We start from the raw sequence: 18,286 nt of genomic DNA on the forward strand, positions 1-18,286 counted from the left end.
TGAACTCCGGGGTCATGCGCCCACCCGCGCCGCTTTGTGTTCGCGCACCACATCCAGAAAGTTTTTCAGCATCGCCATTCCGCCCTCGGTGGCAATGCTTTCGGGATGAAACTGCACGCCGTACACAGGATAATCCCGGTGCCGCAGCGCCATTACGATCTGCTCTCCGGGGTCTTGCGTCCACGCCGTCGCCACAAGTTCGGGCGGCAGGTCACGCACCACCAGCGAGTGATAACGGGTCACAGTCACGCCGTCGGACAGGCCCAAGAACAGGCCGGAAGCGTCGTGCTGCACGGGGCTGGTTTTACCGTGGACGGGCAGGATGGCCCGCCCCACCTGCGCCCCGAACGCCTCCCCGATGCTCTGATGCCCCAGACAGACGCCCAGCATCGGCACGCTTGGCCCCAGTTCCCGGATCACTTCCACGCTCCGGCCCGCTTCCAGCGGTGTACACGGCCCCGGCGAAACCACGATGGCATCCGGGTTCAGCGCCCGCACCTGCTCCAGCGTAAATTCATCGTTGCGCCATACGGTCAGTTGGCACCCCAGTTCCCCGAAATACTGCACGAGGTTGTAGGTAAAAGAATCGTAGTTGTCGATCAGGAGGACACTGATAGGATCGTGGATCGTGGATTGTAGATCGTGGTGGGCAGTCACAGTCGGGTCTCCTGATAAGTGATGAAACGGTTCAAACGTTTGAAGAGGCGGTCTAAGTCTGTCAGTAGGGTGGTCGTGGCTGATGGGTCGCCGTATTCGAGGTGAAGCGCCAGATGAAGTAGGGTATGAAGCTCGTAGGCCGATCCCAGCGCACTGCGGCAAAAGCGCACCAGTTCGGGAATAGAGCCGCGCCCTGCACCCTCGGCAATATTGGCTGGAACCGATACGACGGCGCGGCGGGCCTGCGAGGTCAGGCCGTAAATCTCCGCTTTGGGCCAATCGGCACTCAGGCGGTACACCTGCTCTACCATGTCCATTCCCTCCTGCCAGATGCGGAGATCACGGACACTGCTTGGCCCACCCGCGCTGTTCCCACTCACCACTAACCACTCACCACTGACAGGCCGTTTGCCGCCATCTCCACCGCCCGCATCAGCGCCGCTGCCTTGCTGCGCGTTTCCTGTTCCTCGCTGGCAGGGTCGCTGTCGGCCACAATTCCGGCTCCGGCCTGAATATGCACCTTGCCGCCCGCGATCACCATTGTTCGCAGAGTCAGGGCCATATCGAGGCTGCCGTCAAAGGCGATATAGCCGAAGCTGCCGCCATATGGCCCGCGCCGGGTGGGTTCGAGTTCGTCGATAATCTGCATGGCCCGGATTTTGGGTGCGCCCGACACCGTGCCCATCGGCAGCACGCTGGCAAGGGCGTTCAGCGGCGTTTGATCCCCGCGCAACTGCCCGGTCACGGTAGACACGATGTGCATGACATGGCTGTATTTTTCGATGGAAAAGGCGTTCTGGACGCGCACCGTGCCGTAATCGCTGACCCGGCCTATGTCGTTGCGGCCCAGGTCCACCAGCATCAGGTGTTCGGCGCGTTCCTTTTCGTCGGCCAGAAGTTCGGTGGCCAGCGCGTCGTCCTGCTCGGGCGTCTGGCCGCGTACCCGCGTGCCCGCGATGGGCCGGGTGGTGATGGTGTGGCCGTCGCTGCTCAGGAGGCTCTCGGGGCTGCTGGCAACCAGGGTCACGTCTCCAAGCGCCAGATAGCCCAGATAAGGGCTGGGATTCACGCGGCGCAGCGCCCGGTAAAGCGCGAACGGATGCACGGTCAGGTCGGCACTGAAGCGCTGTGAGGGCACCACCTGAAAGATGTCTCCGGCGCGGATATATTCCAGCGCCTGTTCCACGGCATTCATGTAACCCTGCGGCGTAAAGTTGCTGGAAAACTGCGGGGCCTGCGTCGGCTCGGTGCCGGGAATTTCTGTGGGCAGCGGGCCGCGCAGTTTCAGCGAGAGGGCGTCGGCCTGCGCTTCGGCGTCTTCCTGAGCCTCGGCCGTAGCCACCGCCAGCAGTCGGTGACGCAGGTGGTCATAGATCACCATGCCGCGAGGCGCGATAAACAGGGCGTCGGGCACCTGCAATTCATCGGGGTTGGTGTCGGGCAGGCGTTCGTAGGCGCGGATAATGTCGTATGAGGCGTAGCCCACCGCGCCGCCGATCAGGGCAGGCAGTCCGGCGGGCAGCGGCACAGGCCGCACGGTGGAGTGGTACAGGCGGGCCAGCGGGTCTGCTTCCTCACCCTCAAATGCGCCAAAAACGCCCGTACTCCTGACCTGTCCGGCGTGGTACTCGAATCTGCCGCTCTCGCCCACGCCGATAAAGGAATAGCGGCCCAATTTCTCGCCCGCTTCTACACTCTCCAGTAAAAAGCTGATGCGCTCGCCCTGCGCCACCTTCAGATAAGCAGTCACGGGTGTATCAAGGTCGGCGTTCAGTTCGCGCACAGCCACACTCAGGGCGGAGCGGGGTGAAAGTGCGGAGGTCATAGATGCAGTCATGTGGCTCCTCGGGGGTGATTGCACAAAAGAAAACGCGCCCAGTGGATCAGTCTCCACTTGGGCGCGTTGCGGTTGACAAACAAAAAACAGCGCAGCTTAAGCCCAAGCAGAGCTGGGCCACCACCACGCACCGGTTACGGTCATGCCCGCATAGTAGCGCGGCGGGCAGGTCAGAGAGAAGAGGCCAGATCAGCAGGCGCAGGGGAGAGGTCTAGAGGGCTGTGTCCCCTCAGCTCAGGGCCAACCGTGCCAGCACGACCACCAACACACCTGCTCCGAGCATCGCCGCCAACGCCTTCACGCGGCTCTTCTTGAGATACAGCAAGATGCCCAGTCCGGTCAGAGACACCACCGTCAAAAAGACGCCGCTGAGGTCGATCAGCCAGGCCCATGCAGGACCTGCATCCCGGCCCCGGTGAAGGTCGTTCAGCACGGCTACGCCGCCCTGCGCCTGCACATTCAGGGTGTACTTTCCGGTCGCTGTGTCGATAAAGGCGTCGGCGCTGTATCCCGGAGCCTTGAACGAGAGGCTGGCTTCCGTTCCGTCCAGGCGGGTGTCTCCGGCACGGCCATGCACACCCTGTTGAGCACGAAGTTCCTCGGCCACCGTCAGCCAGTTCACTTCTGTTCCCTCGATCCAGCCGGTGGGCAGGGTGCCAGTGGTTTCGCGGCGAGTTTCGGCGTTGCCAAAAGCCCAATCCGGGTGATTCAGCGTAATCCCAGTCAGACTGAAAAACAGTACCACCAGCAGGCTGATCATGCTGGTATAGGTGTGCAGCCAGCGCATCCAGACATGTGTACGGGCCTTCAGCGAGCGTGGTCGGCGGGCGGGGACACTCTTGGGGGCCGCTGTATCTGAAGGCAAACTGCCCGGTCTGCTCGAACTCGACATCAGGCCCGCTGCCCTACGAGGAGCCACATCCTTAGGCTTTGCCGAAGCTCACGCTGGCGGCCTCGATATCCTGATCTGCGCCGAGGGTCTTCTTGAAGGCGCTGGCGGCCACCGTCACTTTTTCGCGGACCAGGCTGTAGGGGCCGTGTTCGCGTGCCGTTTCGATGCACACGTAGTATTCCCCCTGCGCGGCAATTGCACCCTTGTCGGTCTTGCCGTCCCACGCCACCGCATATGATCCCGGATTGCGGGTGGCGCTGCTGACGGTTGCCACCAGAGCGCTGTTTTCTCTGTACCAGCGGCGCAACTCGCCCAACCAGCGCGGATTCATACGGCTCTGCTGCGTCCACATGGTCAGGGTCCGAACCGGGTTGCCCTGCATGTCTTCGATCCAGACGGCCACATAGGGCCGCTTGACCCGTCCGGTGGCCTGGGTGGCGACCGTGAAGGCGACGCTCAGGGCCATGCCTGTCGCCCATTTTTTGGTGGTGGGGGAGGCTGCGGCGGCCTGCGCGGGCAAAAAGCGGGTCAGGGTCAGTGCGGCGCTGGCAGCAGCCAATTTGCCTATAAAGCTGCGTCGGGTGGGTGAATTCACAGTCGTTCTCCGGGGGTTGGCAAGAGGATGGATGGATGTGGTGCGCCTGTGTCGGGCCTACGCCTGAACATGTCACGGCCCGGTTTGATGAATGTTAAAGAAAGAGGGCCGCCGTACGGCGTGTGGGCAGTGTGCCGTACTTGGCTGACCGGAACTTGAAGACCGCCATTTGGCGCGGAAGTTTATGCCCCAGAGGTTTTCTGCCCCCAACGCTGGCTGCGGTGCTGCGTTCCATCTGCTGTCACGATCAGGGCCGCCGCGCCTGCTGTGGCATCTACACAGGCCAGTCCCTCAGAAATGGGCAGCACGCTCAGAACAGTGGCGAGGGCGTCAGCAGTCAGGCAGGTCGGGGCGGTGACGGTGACGCCCTGCACGGCCTCTATAGGTTGCCCGCTGCGGGGGTCGAGGACATGTGAAAACCACCTTCCGCCCACCTGATAGCCCCGGTGGGCGTTTCCGCTGGTTGCCAGCGCACCGTTGCTGATCTGCACATGGGCCACGGCGGGGGCGTCGTCGCGGGTGGTGGTGGGGTCGGCCACATCAACAGTCAGCCCAGAAGAACGCAGACCCGGAAGCTCCAGCGTTCTGAGATCGCCGCCCGCATTGACCAACACGCGCTGCACACCCGGCAGAGCAAAGGCGACTTCGGCGGCTCGGTCTACGATATATCCCTTTGCCAGTGCATTCAGCCCCAGCGGGTAGGCTGCGTGCAGGGTGGCGCAGTGGCCGTCCAGTGTCCACGGCGCGGCCTGCAACTGGGCGGCCAGTTCGGTCAGGGCAGCGGGGTCGGGGGGGTGGCCCTGAGTTTCGGCCTGCTTCCAGAGCGCTCCAAACGCATCTGCGCCCGGATGAAATGCGCCCCCGGTTTTCCTGCGCCACTGGTCAGCTTCCTGCAACACCCGCACCAACTCCGGGCTGAGCTGGGTAGGCACGTAAGGCTGTGCCAGCCAGCGCCGAAGCTCGCTGGTGGGGTCGAATCGGTTAAAGATTCCAGTCAGGCGCTCCAATTCAGCCAGGGCCGCCTGCTCTGCGTGCCGGGCCTGTGCAGAGGTTCCGGCCACGATCTGAAGCTCGACTTCTGTTCCCAGTAGGCGCTCGTACACGCTGTGCAGGCGGTGTGGACGCCGTAAACGGGACAACAGAAGGCGGGCAAATGACATGCCGCTCATCTTGCCTGATCGGTGTGCAGATCAGCGCAACTCAGCCAACAGTCGGGAACTCCTGGGGCTGGGCCTTCACCCCCCCGGCTGATTGGACGCCACATAAAACAGCAGTCCGATCAGGATTACATCGAAGGCCCAACTTGCCGGGCGGCGCAGGTTCGGATCATGGCGCGAACGGAGAAACTGCACGCCAAGCCGCCCCACCAGCAGGACGATCACCAGATAAGGACTGGGCGTGGGGCCACCCAGTAGCGGCAGCAGGAGCGCCACGGCCACCAGCCCCAGCAGCACGAAGCTGGCAATGGTCAGGGCGTCCGGGCCATCTTTGCGCGGTGGGTCAGACGGGTTCAATAGAAGTGACCTGCTTGGACTTGGGCAGCATGGCTTCGATTTCTACGGCTTTTTTCACCGTACCCTTGCTCCTGAGTGTGGTGGTCAGGACTTCTGCCGTCTCTACAGGTTCCAGCACCAGCACGCTGGTCGGCGGCAGGCTCAGGCGCAGGTGGTGGCTCTGGCCGTTCCAGCCTTCCGCCTTGGCCGTCAGGTCGGGCTGCTGGGTGCCGAAGCCGCCGTATTCGCCGTCATCGGTACTCAGCAGCACGCGGTATTCTCCGGCTTCCGGCACGCCGACCGGGTACAGGTCGCGGTACACGGGCGTCATGTTGGCCACCACCAGTGACCAGGCTCCGCTGCCCGGATCACGGCGAATATACGCATACACACTGTTCTCTACGTCGTCGGCGCTGATCCACTGAAGGCCTGCATCCATCGTATCGCCCGCGTGCCAGTCGGGTCGGCCCACATACAGGGCGTTCAGGCGGCGCACCAGATTCATGATGCCCCGGTGGTCGGGCACGTCAGTCAGGTGCCAGGGCAGGCCCGCATCGTGGTTCCATTCGGTGGGCTGGGCAAATTCCTGCCCCATGAACAGCAGCTTTTTGCCGGGAGTCGTCCACATCATCGCCAGGAAGGCGCGGTAGTTGGCCCGCTGCATGTACCAGTCGCCGGGCATTTTCGCCACCAGCGATTTTTTCAGGTGCACCACCTCGTCATGGCTGATCGCCAGCACGTAGTTTTCACTGGTGCGGTAGGCATTGAAAAAGGTCAGGGCGTGGTGGTGGTATTTGCGCCACAGGGGGTCTTCTTCAAAGTAACGCAGCGTGTCGTTCATCCAGCCCATGGCCCACTTGTAATCGAAGCCCAGACCATGCGGAGAGGGCGTGGTGACGCCCGGAAAGCTGGTGCTCTCTTCGGCGATGATCATGCAACCGGGAGCGAGGTGGTGCGTGACCTCATTCAGGCGCTTGAGGAAGGCGATGGCCTCAAGGTTCTCGCGGCCCCCGTGAATGTTGGGAATCCATTCGGTGCGCGAAAAATCCAGATACAGCATGGAGGCCACCGCATCGACACGCAGGCCGTCTACATGGAAATCCTGCAACCATTTCAGGGCGCTGCCGATCAGGAACATCACGACTTCATTGCGCCCGTAATCAAAGATCAGGGTGTTCCAGTCGTTGTGGTAGCCCTTGCGGGGATCGGCATACTCGAACAGGGGGCCGCCGTCAAAGCTGGCGAGGCCCGCTGCATCGGTGGGAAAATGACCCGGAACCCAGTCCAGCAAAACGCCGATATTCAGTGAGTGCAGGTGATCCACGAGGTACTTGAAATCTTCCGGGCTGCCCATGCGGCTCGTGGGCGCGTAGTAGCCCGTGACCTGATAGCCCCAGGAACCGTCGAACGGGTGCTCCATGACGCCGAGCAGTTCGACGTGGGTATAGCCCATGTAGCTGGCGTATTCGCCGAGGCGGTGCGCGAGGTCGCGGTAATTCAGGAACCAGCCGTCGTCACGCTTGGCCCAAGAAGGTGCATGGACCTCGTACACGCTCACTGGGCGGTCGAAATTCTGGGTGCGGGCCTGCATCCAGGCGTCGTCCTGCCACTCGTAGGGCTGATCCCACACGATGGAACTGGTGCTGGGGCGCACCTCAAAAAACGTGCCGTAAGGGTCCATCTTGTCTTCGGTCAGGCCGCTGGCCCCCGTGACCCGGTATTTGTAACGTTGACCATGCAGCGCGGCAGGCACAAAGACACCCCAGAAGCCGAACTCCAGGCGTTGCATGGCGTTGTCGAAACCGTTCCAACCGTTAAAATCCCCTACCACACTGACATGCTGGGCGTTGGGTGCCCATACGCCGAAGCGCACGCCCGCGACGCCGTTTTCGGTGACCTGGTGTGCGCCCAACATCTGATCGGGGCGAACCAGATCGGATGTCACCAGCTTTTGAAGATGCCCATGATCCAATGGCAAGGTTTGACTCATGCTGCGAGTGTAGCGGTCAGCCGGACTTGGGCAAGGCGCGGCGTGCATACGTCCAGCGGAGATGAAGACTTTATGGAGAAACGGGTCGCTGATCAGCAGCCGTGATGATCAGCGGGGATCATTCGACTGAGACAGCTACGGCGTGGGATGGCTCTGGACAGCAACAGCAGCGCCGCAGCCCCGCGCAAAGACAGGAGGTGCGGCACTGGCTGAATCTCCGGTGTCGTCGCCCCAGGATCAGCTTTTCTCTGCCGCTCCTTCCAACACATTGCGCCGGAAACGTTCCAGAATTGCCAGCCCCACCGCGCCACTTTTTTCGGGATGAAACTGTGTGGCGTGCAGATTGCCCACGCTGAAGGCCGCCCAGAACGGCACGCCGTAATCGGTGAGTGCGCCGTGATCCACCTGCACGGTGGCGGGCACGTAATAACTGTGCACGAAGTAGGCATGTGCCGGGGCAGGCAGGCCGCGCAGCAGGGCGCTGTCGCCCACACTTTGCAGGGTATTCCAGCCCATCTGCGGCACCTTGCGTTCCGGCACGGCCTCGAACTTGCGAACCGTACCGGGGATCAGGTTTAGGCCCGCCACCCCCGGCGCTTCTTCCGAATCGGTCAGCAGCATCTGCATGCCCACACAGATGCCCAGCAGGGGCGTTCCAGCCCGCGCGGCCGCCATCACCGGCCCGTGAAATCCACTGTTCTCGAAGGCTTCCATGACCTGCCGGAAATGGCCCTGCCCCGGCACCACCAGAGCACGGGCTGCGGGTACATCGGCGGGGTCGGCACTGATCTTGACGGTCATCCCGGCCCGTTCCAGGGCTTTGGCGGCGCTGCGAACGTTGCCCGCGCCGTAATCGAGCAGCAGGACTTCCGGACGGTTGAGGGCGGTCATAGGCTCCCTTTGGTACTTGCCACCTGATCCGACGTGACCTGCACGGCGTCGCGCAGAGCACGGGCAAAGGCCTTCATGATCGCCTCTATGACGTGGTGTGCCTCGCGGCCTGCCAACAGGCGCACATGCAGATTGGCCCCCGCGTGGTTGCAAAATCCACGCAAAAACTCGCGCAGGTGGTAGTGGGTCATGCCGCCCGCCGTGCCCCAGATGTCCAGCGTCTCCGTCTCGAAGGCGAGGTGGGCGCGGCCCGACAGGTCCAGCACCACATGCGCCAGAGTTTCGTCCATCGGTACAAAGGCGCTGCCGTAACGTTCGATGCCCTTGCGGTCGCCCAGAGCCTGCGCCAGTGCCTGCCCCAGCGTAATTCCGGTGTCCTCAATCAGGTGATGAGGCTCGATGTGCAGGTCTCCGGTGGCCTGAATGCTCAGTCCTATTCGGGCGTGGCGGGCCAGGGCGTCCAACATATGGTCGAAAAACCCGTGCCCAGTGGCGGGCGGCTCGAAAGAAACACTGTCCAGATTCAGGTTCACCGTGATATCGGTTTCACTGGTGCGGCGATTGACGCTGCTACTGCGGCCAGAAGCGGAAGTCGGGAAATGGGGAGTGGCCGGGTGACTCATACCTCATGCTACGGCGGAAAGAGTGGGTTGCATGGGCAATAGCATGGACAGCCTGGATCATGCGAAACAGGGCCAGCCAAAACATAGTGCGGCCAAACTGTCTGTCAGGACAATCTGGCTGCACTATGTTTGGCGCATTTTATTGAGCGCTCTCGCTCTGCTTAGTTAATCTAAAAATTGGCTTAGAACAGTTCGCGCAGGCCGCTTTCTTTGAAAATCGTGCTGCCGATCAGGGCTGCGCAGGCAGGCCAGTTGCCGTCATCGGGGGCGGGTTGCCCGGTCAGACGCGATTCCAATATTTTGACGAGGCGGGCCGCTTCCATTCGTTCATCTTCGCTGGCATCGGCCAACACATGGGCATGACGCAACACGAGCGCGGCTTCCTGAGTGTTGTCGCGGTTTTCAATCACTTCCTTAAGTAACGCGATATAGAGCGCGGCAGCATTATCGAAATAGAGATAAACAGTGCCCTTACTCAGCCCTGCTTCGCGTGCGGCGGCATTGACACTCCAGCCTTCCGCATGATGCAAGGAAGCCAGAGTCGCATCGAGAAGCCGGGTGCGCATAGCAGCTTTGGCCTGCGGAGAGCGGGCGCGGGTACGTTTGGAGCGTTCTTCTGTCATGGGATCGGATATTTTCATATTGAACCACCTTTCTGCTGAACACTGCTTCAGTCATGCAGCTGAACAGTAGGATACCTGCCCTGTTGAGTCATTGTGTGGCTTTGAAGCGGAAATAACTATCCAATAAGATGAAGTTGGCTTTAGAATGGAATCTGATCGAGACGGAAAGTTAACTTTTAGACTTATTAACGATCGGAAATTTTGTGTAAAGTAATGCATTGATCTGAGATGGTCACTGGGTCATTCAGTGCAATCTGTAATGAATCGAATCTGAACACCTAGATGAATACAGGGTCATTAGAACTCATCCAATAGAAGGGCGTGAAATTGAGAGCAGAAAGGGTGAAGCGTCCGTATAGCTTCTGTCCAGGCCTGAGCTATTGTGAAGGATTCATCCTATTTTGACGGCTATTCACGAAAATGTGAGTGAAATATCCCACATGGATAGTCATTTAATTCCGTGCCTGAGATTTGAGGTGACTCCTTGACCTTCAGTGCTTAAGGCGCAGCACCATCATGAGTCTTACCGTCTCTCATGAGGCATTGCTGTTGTCGGAAAATCGGGGCAGGAGGATTCGGCCCAGATCTTTTAGGCTAAGTGTAGAAATCTACAGAATCAGACCATTCTTATGTATTTTCTATCAAAATAGAATAGAATCTGTACAGTCATAAGGTGATATTTTATGCATCACACCCAGATCACAGCTTAAATTTTTGGCTTCTCATCAAAACTGATTTGATAGGAGAGAGGGGTCAGATTCTTCCATCTGATTGGAATAAATAGGATTGGTGTTTCAAATGCAATAAGCAGGATTGCATTTGATAAGTTGCCTAGTCGTTTGTGGAAGGTGCCCGATTCTAAACGTGATAGACCTCCCGCGTCGGCATAATTCATAGGTTTTACACGCATTCCATCCCCCCGGAGGTTTTGTGATGGCACGTCTTACCCTTACTGCGGCAACCTGCACCCTCGCCCTGAGCCTGCTTCTCGCCTCCTGCGGTTCCCAACCCGCTGAAACTGCCGTTGCTGCACCCGATGCGGCGCAGGCCAGCGGCCCCAACAGAGCCGACCGCGGGGTTGCCCCGCTTCTGGGAACCTCCAGCCCAGACGCCATTCCCGGCCAGTACATCGTGGTCATGAGTGAAGGCAGCCTGAGTGCGCAGGGCCTGAGCGCCCAGAACGCTGGAAGTCTGATCCGCTCCCTGTCGCTCGACCCGCAGGGCGTGACGGTGCAGCAGGTGTACACGCAGGCCATCGAGGGTTTTGCGGGCAAATTGAGCGCCCAGAACCTTCAAACCTTGCGGGCCGATCCGCGTGTGAAATATATCGAGCAGGACGGTGTGGTGCGGGCCAATGCCACCCAGACGGGCGCGACGTGGGGCCTGGACCGCATAGACCAGCGCGACCTGCCCCTGAACGGTAGCTACAGCTATACCAATACTGGCAGCGGCGTCACGGCCTACATCATCGATACGGGCATCAACACCACCCACACCCAGTTCGGTGGGCGGGCCGTGTGGGGCACCAATGCCACCGGTGACGGCAACAACTCGGATTGCCAGGGCCACGGCACACACGTCGCCGGAACGGTGGGCAGTGCCACCTGGGGCGTCGCCAAAGCCGTCAAACTCGTGGCTGTGAAGGTGCTGGACTGCTCGGGCAGCGGCTCCAACTCGGGCGTGATCGCGGGCATTAACTGGGCCGTTGCCAACAAGAGCGGGCCAGCCGTTGCCAACATGAGCCTCGGCGGGGGTGCCAGCCAGGCTGTGGACGACGCTGTGAACTCGGCAGCCTCCCGCAATCTGGTGATGGTGGTGGCCGCAGGCAACGAGAACCAGAATGCCTGCAACGTCAGCCCTGCCCGCGCCGCCAGCGCCATCACGGTCGGCTCGACCACCCGCACCGATGCCCGTAGCTCTTTCAGCAACTACGGCACCTGCGTGGATATCTTTGCCCCCGGCAGCGACATCACCAGCACCTGGATCGGCAGCAATACCGCCACCAACACCATCAGCGGCACCAGCATGGCAAGCCCGCATGTCGCCGGAGCCGTGGCCCTGCTGCTGCAAGGCACGCCCAGCGCCACCACCAGCGCCATCACCTCCAGCCTGATCAATGCCAGCACGCCGAACAAGGTCACGGGTGCGGGCACGGGCAGCCCCAACCGCCTGCTGTACACGGGCACGGGCGGCACCACGCCTCCGCCCAGCGGCACGACCACCACCTACACGGGCAGCGTCGCCAACAAGGCCAGCAGCTATAAGCCCGGTACTGGCGGCTTCAGCTACGCGGGCGGCACCCTCAAGGGCACCCTCAGCGCGGCCAGCGGCACCGATTTCGACCTGTACCTGCAAAAATACAACGGCAGCGCTTGGGCCGATGTCGCCAGCAGCGAAGGCAGCAGCAGCAGCGAAGTCATCACCTACGCGGCCAGCAGCGGCACCTACCGCTGGGAAGTGTACGGCTACACGGGCAGCGGCAATTACACGCTGGTAGAAACCAAGTAGTTTTTCTCTCCTGTGTGGCGGGATTCGGCGTGTGGGTGCGCCTGAATCCCGCCCTTCGTTTGGATGACTGACGTGAGGGAGAGATGTGCATGTGCAGAATATTCGCCGCCCTATTCTGTCTTGACCGTAATAGAATTCTGTTATAAACTAAATGCATGAAGCTGAGCGATGTTCAGAAACGACTCCAAGCCCCGTTTCCCGCTCATTTGGTGGCGTGGAAACCGCAAGCATTCACCAAAGACCGCACCCGCGCTCTGATGCTGGCCCATGTGGATGCCCGCGCCGTCCAGGACCGCCTCGACGCCATCTGCCCGGATGGTTGGACCTTTGAAATTGAAGTGATTGCTGGTGCGGCTCGCCCCACCGTCAAGGGCCGCCTGACCGTGTTGGGCGTGATTCGCGAAGATATCGGAGAAGCCCCGGAAGGCGACCTCGGCACGCTGAAGGCCGCCAGCAGCGACGCCCTCAAGCGTTGCGCCGTGCATTTCGGGATCGGGCGCTACCTGTACGACCTGCCCAAAGTCTGGACCGACTGGAACGACAGCCGCCGCGAACCCGTGACCCCGCCCGAACTGCCCGAATGGGCACGCCCCGACCACGAACGCAGCCCCGGCGGAGCGCATCTGGTGCAGGCGATGGAGCAACTGCGCTATGAACTTCCCGAAGACCTCGATCTTCAGCGCGAGGTGTACAAGCACCTGAAAGCCGCGCTGGGCAGCATTCACCCCAGCCAGGGCACCGGGCAGGCGGCATGAATTCGCCCACATCCCGTCAGACCGGACTGGTCATGCTGGCCGTCCTCGGCCTGATGTTGCTGGGCGGCGCACTGGCCCGGATGCTGTAAGACCTGAACACTGACGCTCAACCGAAAACCACCCCGCCTGCCGTCTGATCGGTGGCGGGGTTCTTTTCGCTCTGTTCAGGCCAGGAGTTCGGCCCAGAAGGCCAGGCTTGCCCGTTCGTAAAGCAGGCCCATCCGGAGCGGCTGCGCCTCAAAACTGCCCTCTGGGACGCAGGCCGCCTGCTGTTCGTACTCAGCCAGGCGGGCGCGGTGCAGGTTCAGTTGCTCCTGGGCCAGTTGAGACAGCAGGTGTGGTGGCCCCTGTCCGGCAAAAAACAGTTTGAGAAGCCCCGCGTCACGCAACTCGGGAAATCCAGCTGGGCGCGAGAGCCAGTGGGCCAGCGCCGAACGTCCGGCCTGCGTGATGCTGTAGGTGCGTTTGCGCCGCCCACTGTCTTCCTGAGTCTCCTGCAACAGCCCCAACCCTACTAGGCGCTGAGGTTCGGCGTAGAGCTGCGATCTGGGAAAGGTCCAGAAATAGCCCACCGATTCGTCGGCCCAGCGCTTGAGATCGTAGGAGGTGCCGGAGCCGTACTGACCGAGCAGCCCCAGCACGATATAGGCCGAAGGCCCGAGCGCGGCCTGCTCGTCGGCGGCATTGGCAGGCGTCAAAGAAACACTTGCATCTGACATGGCAAGAGCATACACTCACTTCAGACCGTCCAGAATAGACCATTCAGATTGGATGGTGATCTGCGGTGAAGGAGAAGGCGAAATGAAACGGAATTGCGATGAGCCGAAGACGAAGCCGAGTGATCTACCCGCGCAGCAGAGCAGGCCCGCATGACTTCGCCCACACGCCTCACGGCAGAACTGGAAGGTGACTTCGTGGTGTTTCTGATCGGTCTACGGATCAACGCGCCGTGGAAGGTTTCTGCCTGGCTACCTGTGATCCGGGCCATGCCCAGAATGCTGCGTGAACTGGGTCAGCAGCCGGAACTCGGCCTGCTGGGGGGGCACTTTGCCGGGATGACACTCATTCAGTACTGGCGCAGCACCGAACATCTCAACGCCTATGCCCAGTCGCGCCAGCATGAGCATCTGCCTGCGTGGCGGGCCTTCAACCAGAACGCTCGCCGGGCCAGGGGAGCCGTGGGCATCTGGCACGAAACCTACCGTGTGGCAGCGGGGCAATACGAAACCGTATATGTCGATATGCCCGCTTTCGGGCTGGGACGGGCCGGACGGTTGGTGCCTGCCAGTGGGAGGCGCGAAACGGCGGCAGGACGAATCAGCCCGCCCGCTGTGTAGTTCTTGCTGGCCGCTCTATCCCGCTCCGACCTCGCGGCCCACCTCACGCTCCAACACGAACAGCGTATGCGCCACCCGCACCCCGTACCAGGAAGTCCAGTCCTGCTGGTGCTGCACGCTCAGGCCACAGCGGGCAAAGAAGGTCAGCCACTCGGCCCGCGTCCGTTCCTGCTGTGGGTGGCCCCATTCCAGATTGATCAGGGCATCGGCCCAATGGGACGTGGTTTCTGTGTCTTCCAGCACCAGCAAACGCCCCCGCGAGACGCGCACAGCCTCACGCAGCACCCGTTCGGGGTCGGGGCAATGGTGCAGCACGAAGGCCAGTACTACGGTGTCAAAGCTCTGGTCTGGAAAGGGAATGGTATGGCCGCCATAGCTGCGGCGCGGCAGGCCGTACTTGTGCGCCAGCAGCGCGGCAATCGGCTGGGCGATCCAGCGTTGACCGAATGCGCCGGGGTGCGGCGGCACGTCCAGCAGCGTGACGAAAAAGCCGTGCCAGAGCCTCAGCAGAGCAGCGGTATGGCCGGAGCCTGCGCCCAAGTCCAGCACCTGCCCGCCCGTAAGGTGCGGCGCGATTCGGCCCGTCAGGTCTGCCGCTCGCCGCCACGCCACCGGGCCGTAGAGGGCGGCGGCAAGCTGTGACCAGACGCGGCGCACCTACACGCCCCGTTTTTTGGTGCCCTTCATCGGGGCGTGCGTCCACGGATCATCGGGCCAGGGGTGCTTGGGATAACGGCCCCGCAGATCCTTACGGACTTCAAAGTAACTGGAATTCCAGAACGAGCGCAGATCCTGCGTGACCTGTACGGGCCGTCCGGCAGGCGAAAGCAGGTGCAGCAGCACGGGTGTCCGGCCCGCGTTGACGGTGGGCGTGTGCTCCAGCCCAAACAATTCCTGCAATTTGACGGCCAGAATCGGCGCGTCGCCGGGGCGGTATTCCAGCCGGATGCGGCTTCCGGTGGGAACGGTCAGATGTGTGGGGGCCAGCTCGTCCAGTTGCACGGGCAGGGGCCACGGCAACAGGGCTTGCAGCGCGGGCAGGAGGTTCAGTCGGCCCAGATCGTCGCGGCTGCGGGCGCTGCCAAAATACGGGCCAAGCCACGTTTCCAGCGTGTCCAGCAGCGCCGAATCCGACAAATCGGGCCAGTCCTCACCGGGTCGCCAGTACCGCACCGACTCTGCACGGGCGCGAAACTGCGCGGCTTCCGGCGAAAAGCTCAGCAGATGCAGCCCCTCGGCGCGGATGGCCCCGGCCAGTGCCCCGGCCCGCGCCCCGGCAGGGAGGTCGCGCAGGGGTTGGCTGCTCAGAATCAGTGCGCCCACCCGCTGTTGCCTCTCCGCGATCAGTGTGCCCGTGCGTGAATCCCAGCGCACCACGTCGGCGGCCTCGGCGCGGGCTTCCAGTGCGGCGCGGTCCAGCGGGGCAGCCAGAAAAATCCGGCCCTCGGCGCTGCCTGCCGCCTTTGCCCAAGCTCCCGGTGTGGCGTCCAGATGGGCCACCGCCAACGCCGCAGCTCCGGCCAGAGGGTCGCCTTCGGGAAGCGCCGCGCCCTGCCCACCCGCCAGCAAAAAGCGCCCGCGTCCGTCCTCGCGGGCCAGTGCCGCCCGTTCGGGATAGGCCAGCGCCACCAGTGCGCCCACGTCATAGGCGTTCGGGGAGCCGGATTCGGGCCGTACCTTCAGCAGCGTGCGCCACTGCTTGGCAAGGCGTTCCACCCGCTCCAGCACGGCTGTATCTGCTCCCCTGAGTTCAGTGCCGCGTTCGCCGCGCCGCCATGCCCGCAGCGCCGCCACCCGGTCTGTCAGGTCGGCCCCGGAACCGGGGGGCAGGGGGTCGCGTTCTTCCAGCAGGGCGGCCACGTCGGCGGCCAGGGCTGGGTCTTCGGTGGTGCTCAGCAGGTGCGCCAGCCGGGGATGGGTCGGAAAGTCCAGCAGTCTGGCCCCGGCTGCCGTGACCTTTCCGGCCTCGTCCAGTGCCTCCAGATCGTGCAGCAGCGTGCGGGCGAGGGCCACACGGGGCGCGGGCGGAACATCCAACCAGTGCAATGTGGCGGGGTCGGGGGTGCCCCACTGCGCCAGTTCCAGCGTCAGCGGGGCAAGGTCGGCTTCCAGCACCTCGGGCAGGCTGGCGGCGGGCAACAGGGCGTGGGTGCGCTCGCTCCAGAGGCGGTAGGCCACCCCCGGTGCCGTGCGTCCGGCCCGTCCTGCCCGCTGTGTGGCGCTGTCCCGCGTGACCCGTCCCGTCAGCATCCGCGACAGGCCCGAGGCCGGATCAAAGCGCTGGGTGCGGCTCTGCCCGCCGTCGATGACCACCCGCACGCCCGCGATGGTGAGGCTGGTTTCGGCAATCGAGGTCGCCAGAACCACCTTGCGGCGCCCGCCCGGATCAGGTAACAGCGCCCGCCGCTGCGCCGCCAACGGCAAATCTCCGTACAGGGGCAACACCGCGATTCCGGCAGCTTCCAGATCGGCCAGTTGCGCGGCGGCTCCCCGAATTTCGCGTACTCCCGGCAGGAAGGCCAGAATGTCGCCGGGGTCGGCCTCCAGCGCCGAGCGCACGGCCCGCGCCACCGCGTCCTCTATCCGGCCCACCGGGTCTGCCGCCAGATAGCGCACGTCTACCGGGTAGGCCCGCCCCGCGCTCTCGATCAGCGGCGCATTCAGGCGGGCGGGCAGATCGGCGTTCAGGGTGGCGCTCATGACCAGCACGCGCAGATCGTCGCGCAGGGCTTCCTGCACTTCGCGCAGCAGGGCCAGCGCCAGATCTGCGTTCAGGCTGCGTTCGTGAAACTCGTCCAGAATGACCAGCCCCACGCCCGCCAACTCGGGATCGCGCTGCAACCGGCGGGTCAGGATGCCCTCGGTGACAACCTCTATGCGCGTGGCCGCCGACACCCGCGACTCGAAGCGCACGCGGTAGCCCACGCTCTGGCCCACTTCCTCGCCCAGCGTTTCGGCCATCCGCGAGGCCACCGCCCGCGCCGCCACCCGCCGGGGCTGCAAGACCACGACCCGTTGTCCGGCCAGCCAAGGCTCGTGCAGCAAGGCCAGCGGCAGCGCCGTGCTTTTGCCCGCACCGGGCGGGGCCTGCACCACCACCAGCGGATGCACTTGCAGCGCCGCCTGCACCGCCGGAATCACTTCGGCAATCGGCAGGTCGGTGGGGGGCAGGAGAGAGCTGGAAGGGTCGGACACGGCGGGCATGCTAGCGCGGGAGGGCGGGCAGATCTGGAAGCCAGATATTGAAATACCAGTTCATCAACTTCTATACACCTCTGCTGTCCTGCAAAGGACGCGGCGCATGACAACCGGGGCAAGAGCGAGAACATCAGACCCAAAGCGGCAACGCCCGGACTTTGAAGGCTGGGGCAACCCAACCCCCCCCCGTTGCTGACGCAACGCCCCCCCTTAAAGGGGAGGACAAGAGAGAGGTGCTCCCCTTTAAGGTGGGCTGGCGGCGAAGCCGACTGGGGGGTCGTACGATCCCTGAACGTTGCTCAGCCCAACAGGAATCAAGAAGCCTTCCCGCGCTCCGGTTGCGTGCGCCGTCTTCTACGCCAGAGCAGGCAGCCCACCCAGCCGCAATACGTCCCGCAGATCGCGCAACACAGCATCTGGCGTTTCTCCGTTCAGGGCGTGTCCGGTGGGCAGGAAGGCCGCCCGTATGCCGACCTGTTGCGGCCCCCACACGTCATTTTTGGGGGAGTCGCCCACGAACCACGTTTCTGCCGCCGACACGCCCAGCCGCTCCAGCGCCAGCGTATAGATACGCGGATCGGGTTTGCTGATTCCCACTTCCTCACTGATCAGCACATCGTCTATCAGGGGCAGTAATCCCAATTGCTCCAGAACAGATGCCTGACCTTCAGTACGCCCATTGGTGATAATGGAGAGCTTCAGACCGCTCTGGCGCAGAGTATGCAGAAGGTCAAGGGCGTAAGGCATAAGTTGAGCGGAACTTGCCTTGTGTTGCCGAAAATCCCCGAATAATAGACCTCTTGCGAAAGTCATGACGGGCAGGCTCGGGTCAGGTTGCAGAGCGCGGCAATGAGTTGAACCCGGAGGGCGAAGCGACGCCGCCGATG

General features: G+C 62.7%; 18 protein-coding genes. 3 read left to right on the top strand and 15 right to left on the bottom strand.

What is annotated here, in order from left to right; genetic code table 11:
* Window positions 1-12: 12 nt before the first annotated feature.
* From F561_RS0116250 to F561_RS0116300, 11 genes are all read right to left on the bottom strand, one after another.
* Complete coding sequence (locus F561_RS0116250; protein WP_019011024.1) at window positions 13-657, bottom strand: anthranilate synthase component II; 645 nt, start codon at window positions 655-657, stop codon at window positions 13-15.
* Window positions 654-1,040, bottom strand: coding sequence for a four helix bundle protein (locus tag F561_RS0116255; protein WP_040380998.1), 387 nt, complete (start codon window positions 1,038-1,040; stop codon window positions 654-656). Before F561_RS0116255 ends, F561_RS0116250 begins: the two co-directional genes overlap by 4 nt.
* Window positions 1,040-2,482, bottom strand: a complete 1,443-nt coding sequence (gene trpE, locus F561_RS0116260; protein ID WP_019011026.1) for an anthranilate synthase component I — start codon at window positions 2,480-2,482, stop codon at window positions 1,040-1,042. The genes F561_RS0116255 and trpE overlap by 1 nt, the downstream gene beginning before the upstream one ends.
* A gap of 241 nt (window positions 2,483-2,723) precedes the next feature.
* Entirely contained in the window at window positions 2,724-3,359 is a 636-nt protein-coding gene (locus tag F561_RS0116265) for a PepSY-associated TM helix domain-containing protein (RefSeq protein WP_245556553.1), read from the bottom strand.
* A gap of 58 nt (window positions 3,360-3,417) precedes the next feature.
* Window positions 3,418-3,981 carry a DUF2271 domain-containing protein gene (locus F561_RS0116270; protein ID WP_026298989.1) on the bottom strand — a complete coding sequence of 188 codons (564 nt, stop codon included), beginning with the start codon at window positions 3,979-3,981 and terminating at the stop codon, window positions 3,418-3,420.
* 182 nt (window positions 3,982-4,163) lie between these two features.
* On the bottom strand, window positions 4,164-5,141 hold the full coding sequence (locus F561_RS0116275) for an FAD:protein FMN transferase (protein ID WP_040381009.1): 978 nt from the start codon (window positions 5,139-5,141) through the stop codon (window positions 4,164-4,166).
* 75 nt (window positions 5,142-5,216) lie between these two features.
* Window positions 5,217-5,495, bottom strand: coding sequence for a hypothetical protein (locus F561_RS0116280; RefSeq protein ID WP_019011030.1), 279 nt, complete (start codon window positions 5,493-5,495; stop codon window positions 5,217-5,219).
* Window positions 5,482-7,464, bottom strand: a complete 1,983-nt coding sequence (locus F561_RS0116285; protein WP_019011031.1) for a 1,4-alpha-glucan branching enzyme — start codon at window positions 7,462-7,464, stop codon at window positions 5,482-5,484. The genes F561_RS0116280 and F561_RS0116285 overlap by 14 nt, the downstream gene beginning before the upstream one ends.
* A gap of 237 nt (window positions 7,465-7,701) precedes the next feature.
* Window positions 7,702-8,355, bottom strand: a complete 654-nt coding sequence (gene hisH, locus F561_RS0116290) for an imidazole glycerol phosphate synthase subunit HisH (protein WP_019011032.1) — start codon at window positions 8,353-8,355, stop codon at window positions 7,702-7,704.
* Window positions 8,352-8,978: an imidazoleglycerol-phosphate dehydratase HisB gene (gene hisB, locus F561_RS0116295; RefSeq protein WP_019011033.1), complete on the bottom strand. Its 627-nt coding sequence runs from the start codon at window positions 8,976-8,978 to the stop codon at window positions 8,352-8,354. Before hisB ends, hisH begins: the two co-directional genes overlap by 4 nt.
* Before the next feature lie 182 nt (window positions 8,979-9,160).
* Window positions 9,161-9,619, bottom strand: a complete 459-nt coding sequence (locus F561_RS0116300) for a TetR/AcrR family transcriptional regulator (protein WP_083922494.1) — start codon at window positions 9,617-9,619, stop codon at window positions 9,161-9,163.
* Window positions 9,620-10,534: 915 nt separating this feature from the next.
* Here F561_RS0116300 and F561_RS0116305 point away from each other — a divergent pair.
* Window positions 10,535-12,109 carry a S8 family peptidase gene (locus tag F561_RS0116305; RefSeq protein WP_019011035.1) on the top strand — a complete coding sequence of 525 codons (1,575 nt, stop codon included), beginning with the start codon at window positions 10,535-10,537 and terminating at the stop codon, window positions 12,107-12,109.
* 155 nt (window positions 12,110-12,264) lie between these two features.
* On the top strand, window positions 12,265-12,864 hold the full coding sequence (gene ddrA / locus F561_RS0116310) for a single-stranded DNA-binding protein DdrA (protein WP_019011036.1): 600 nt from the start codon (window positions 12,265-12,267) through the stop codon (window positions 12,862-12,864).
* A 164-nt stretch (window positions 12,865-13,028) separates the two neighbouring features.
* Here the strand turns inward: ddrA and F561_RS0116320 are convergent, their stop codons facing one another.
* Window positions 13,029-13,583, bottom strand: coding sequence for a PadR family transcriptional regulator (locus F561_RS0116320; RefSeq protein WP_019011038.1), 555 nt, complete (start codon window positions 13,581-13,583; stop codon window positions 13,029-13,031).
* Between the two features lie 150 nt (window positions 13,584-13,733).
* Here F561_RS0116320 and F561_RS0116325 point away from each other — a divergent pair, with 150 nt between their 5' ends.
* Window positions 13,734-14,201, top strand: coding sequence for a DUF4188 domain-containing protein (locus F561_RS0116325; RefSeq protein WP_019011039.1), 468 nt, complete (start codon window positions 13,734-13,736; stop codon window positions 14,199-14,201).
* Between the two features lie 15 nt (window positions 14,202-14,216).
* Here the strand turns inward: F561_RS0116325 and F561_RS27290 are convergent, their stop codons facing one another.
* The 3 genes from F561_RS27290 to F561_RS25710 all read right to left on the bottom strand — a co-directional run bounded on the left by F561_RS27290 (window position 14,217) and on the right by F561_RS25710 (window position 18,212).
* Window positions 14,217-14,858, bottom strand: a complete 642-nt coding sequence (locus F561_RS27290; protein WP_019011040.1) for a class I SAM-dependent methyltransferase — start codon at window positions 14,856-14,858, stop codon at window positions 14,217-14,219.
* On the bottom strand, window positions 14,859-17,405 hold the full coding sequence (gene hrpB, locus F561_RS0116335) for an ATP-dependent helicase HrpB (RefSeq protein ID WP_019011041.1): 2,547 nt from the start codon (window positions 17,403-17,405) through the stop codon (window positions 14,859-14,861).
* 348 nt (window positions 17,406-17,753) lie between these two features.
* Window positions 17,754-18,212 carry an HAD family hydrolase gene (locus F561_RS25710; RefSeq protein ID WP_083922496.1) on the bottom strand — a complete coding sequence of 153 codons (459 nt, stop codon included), beginning with the start codon at window positions 18,210-18,212 and terminating at the stop codon, window positions 17,754-17,756.
* Between the last annotated feature and the right edge of the window lie 74 nt (window positions 18,213-18,286).

The sequence above is a fragment of the Deinococcus aquatilis DSM 23025 genome (genome assembly GCF_000378445.1).
Taxonomy (GTDB): Bacteria; Deinococcota; Deinococci; order Deinococcales; family Deinococcaceae; genus Deinococcus; species Deinococcus aquatilis.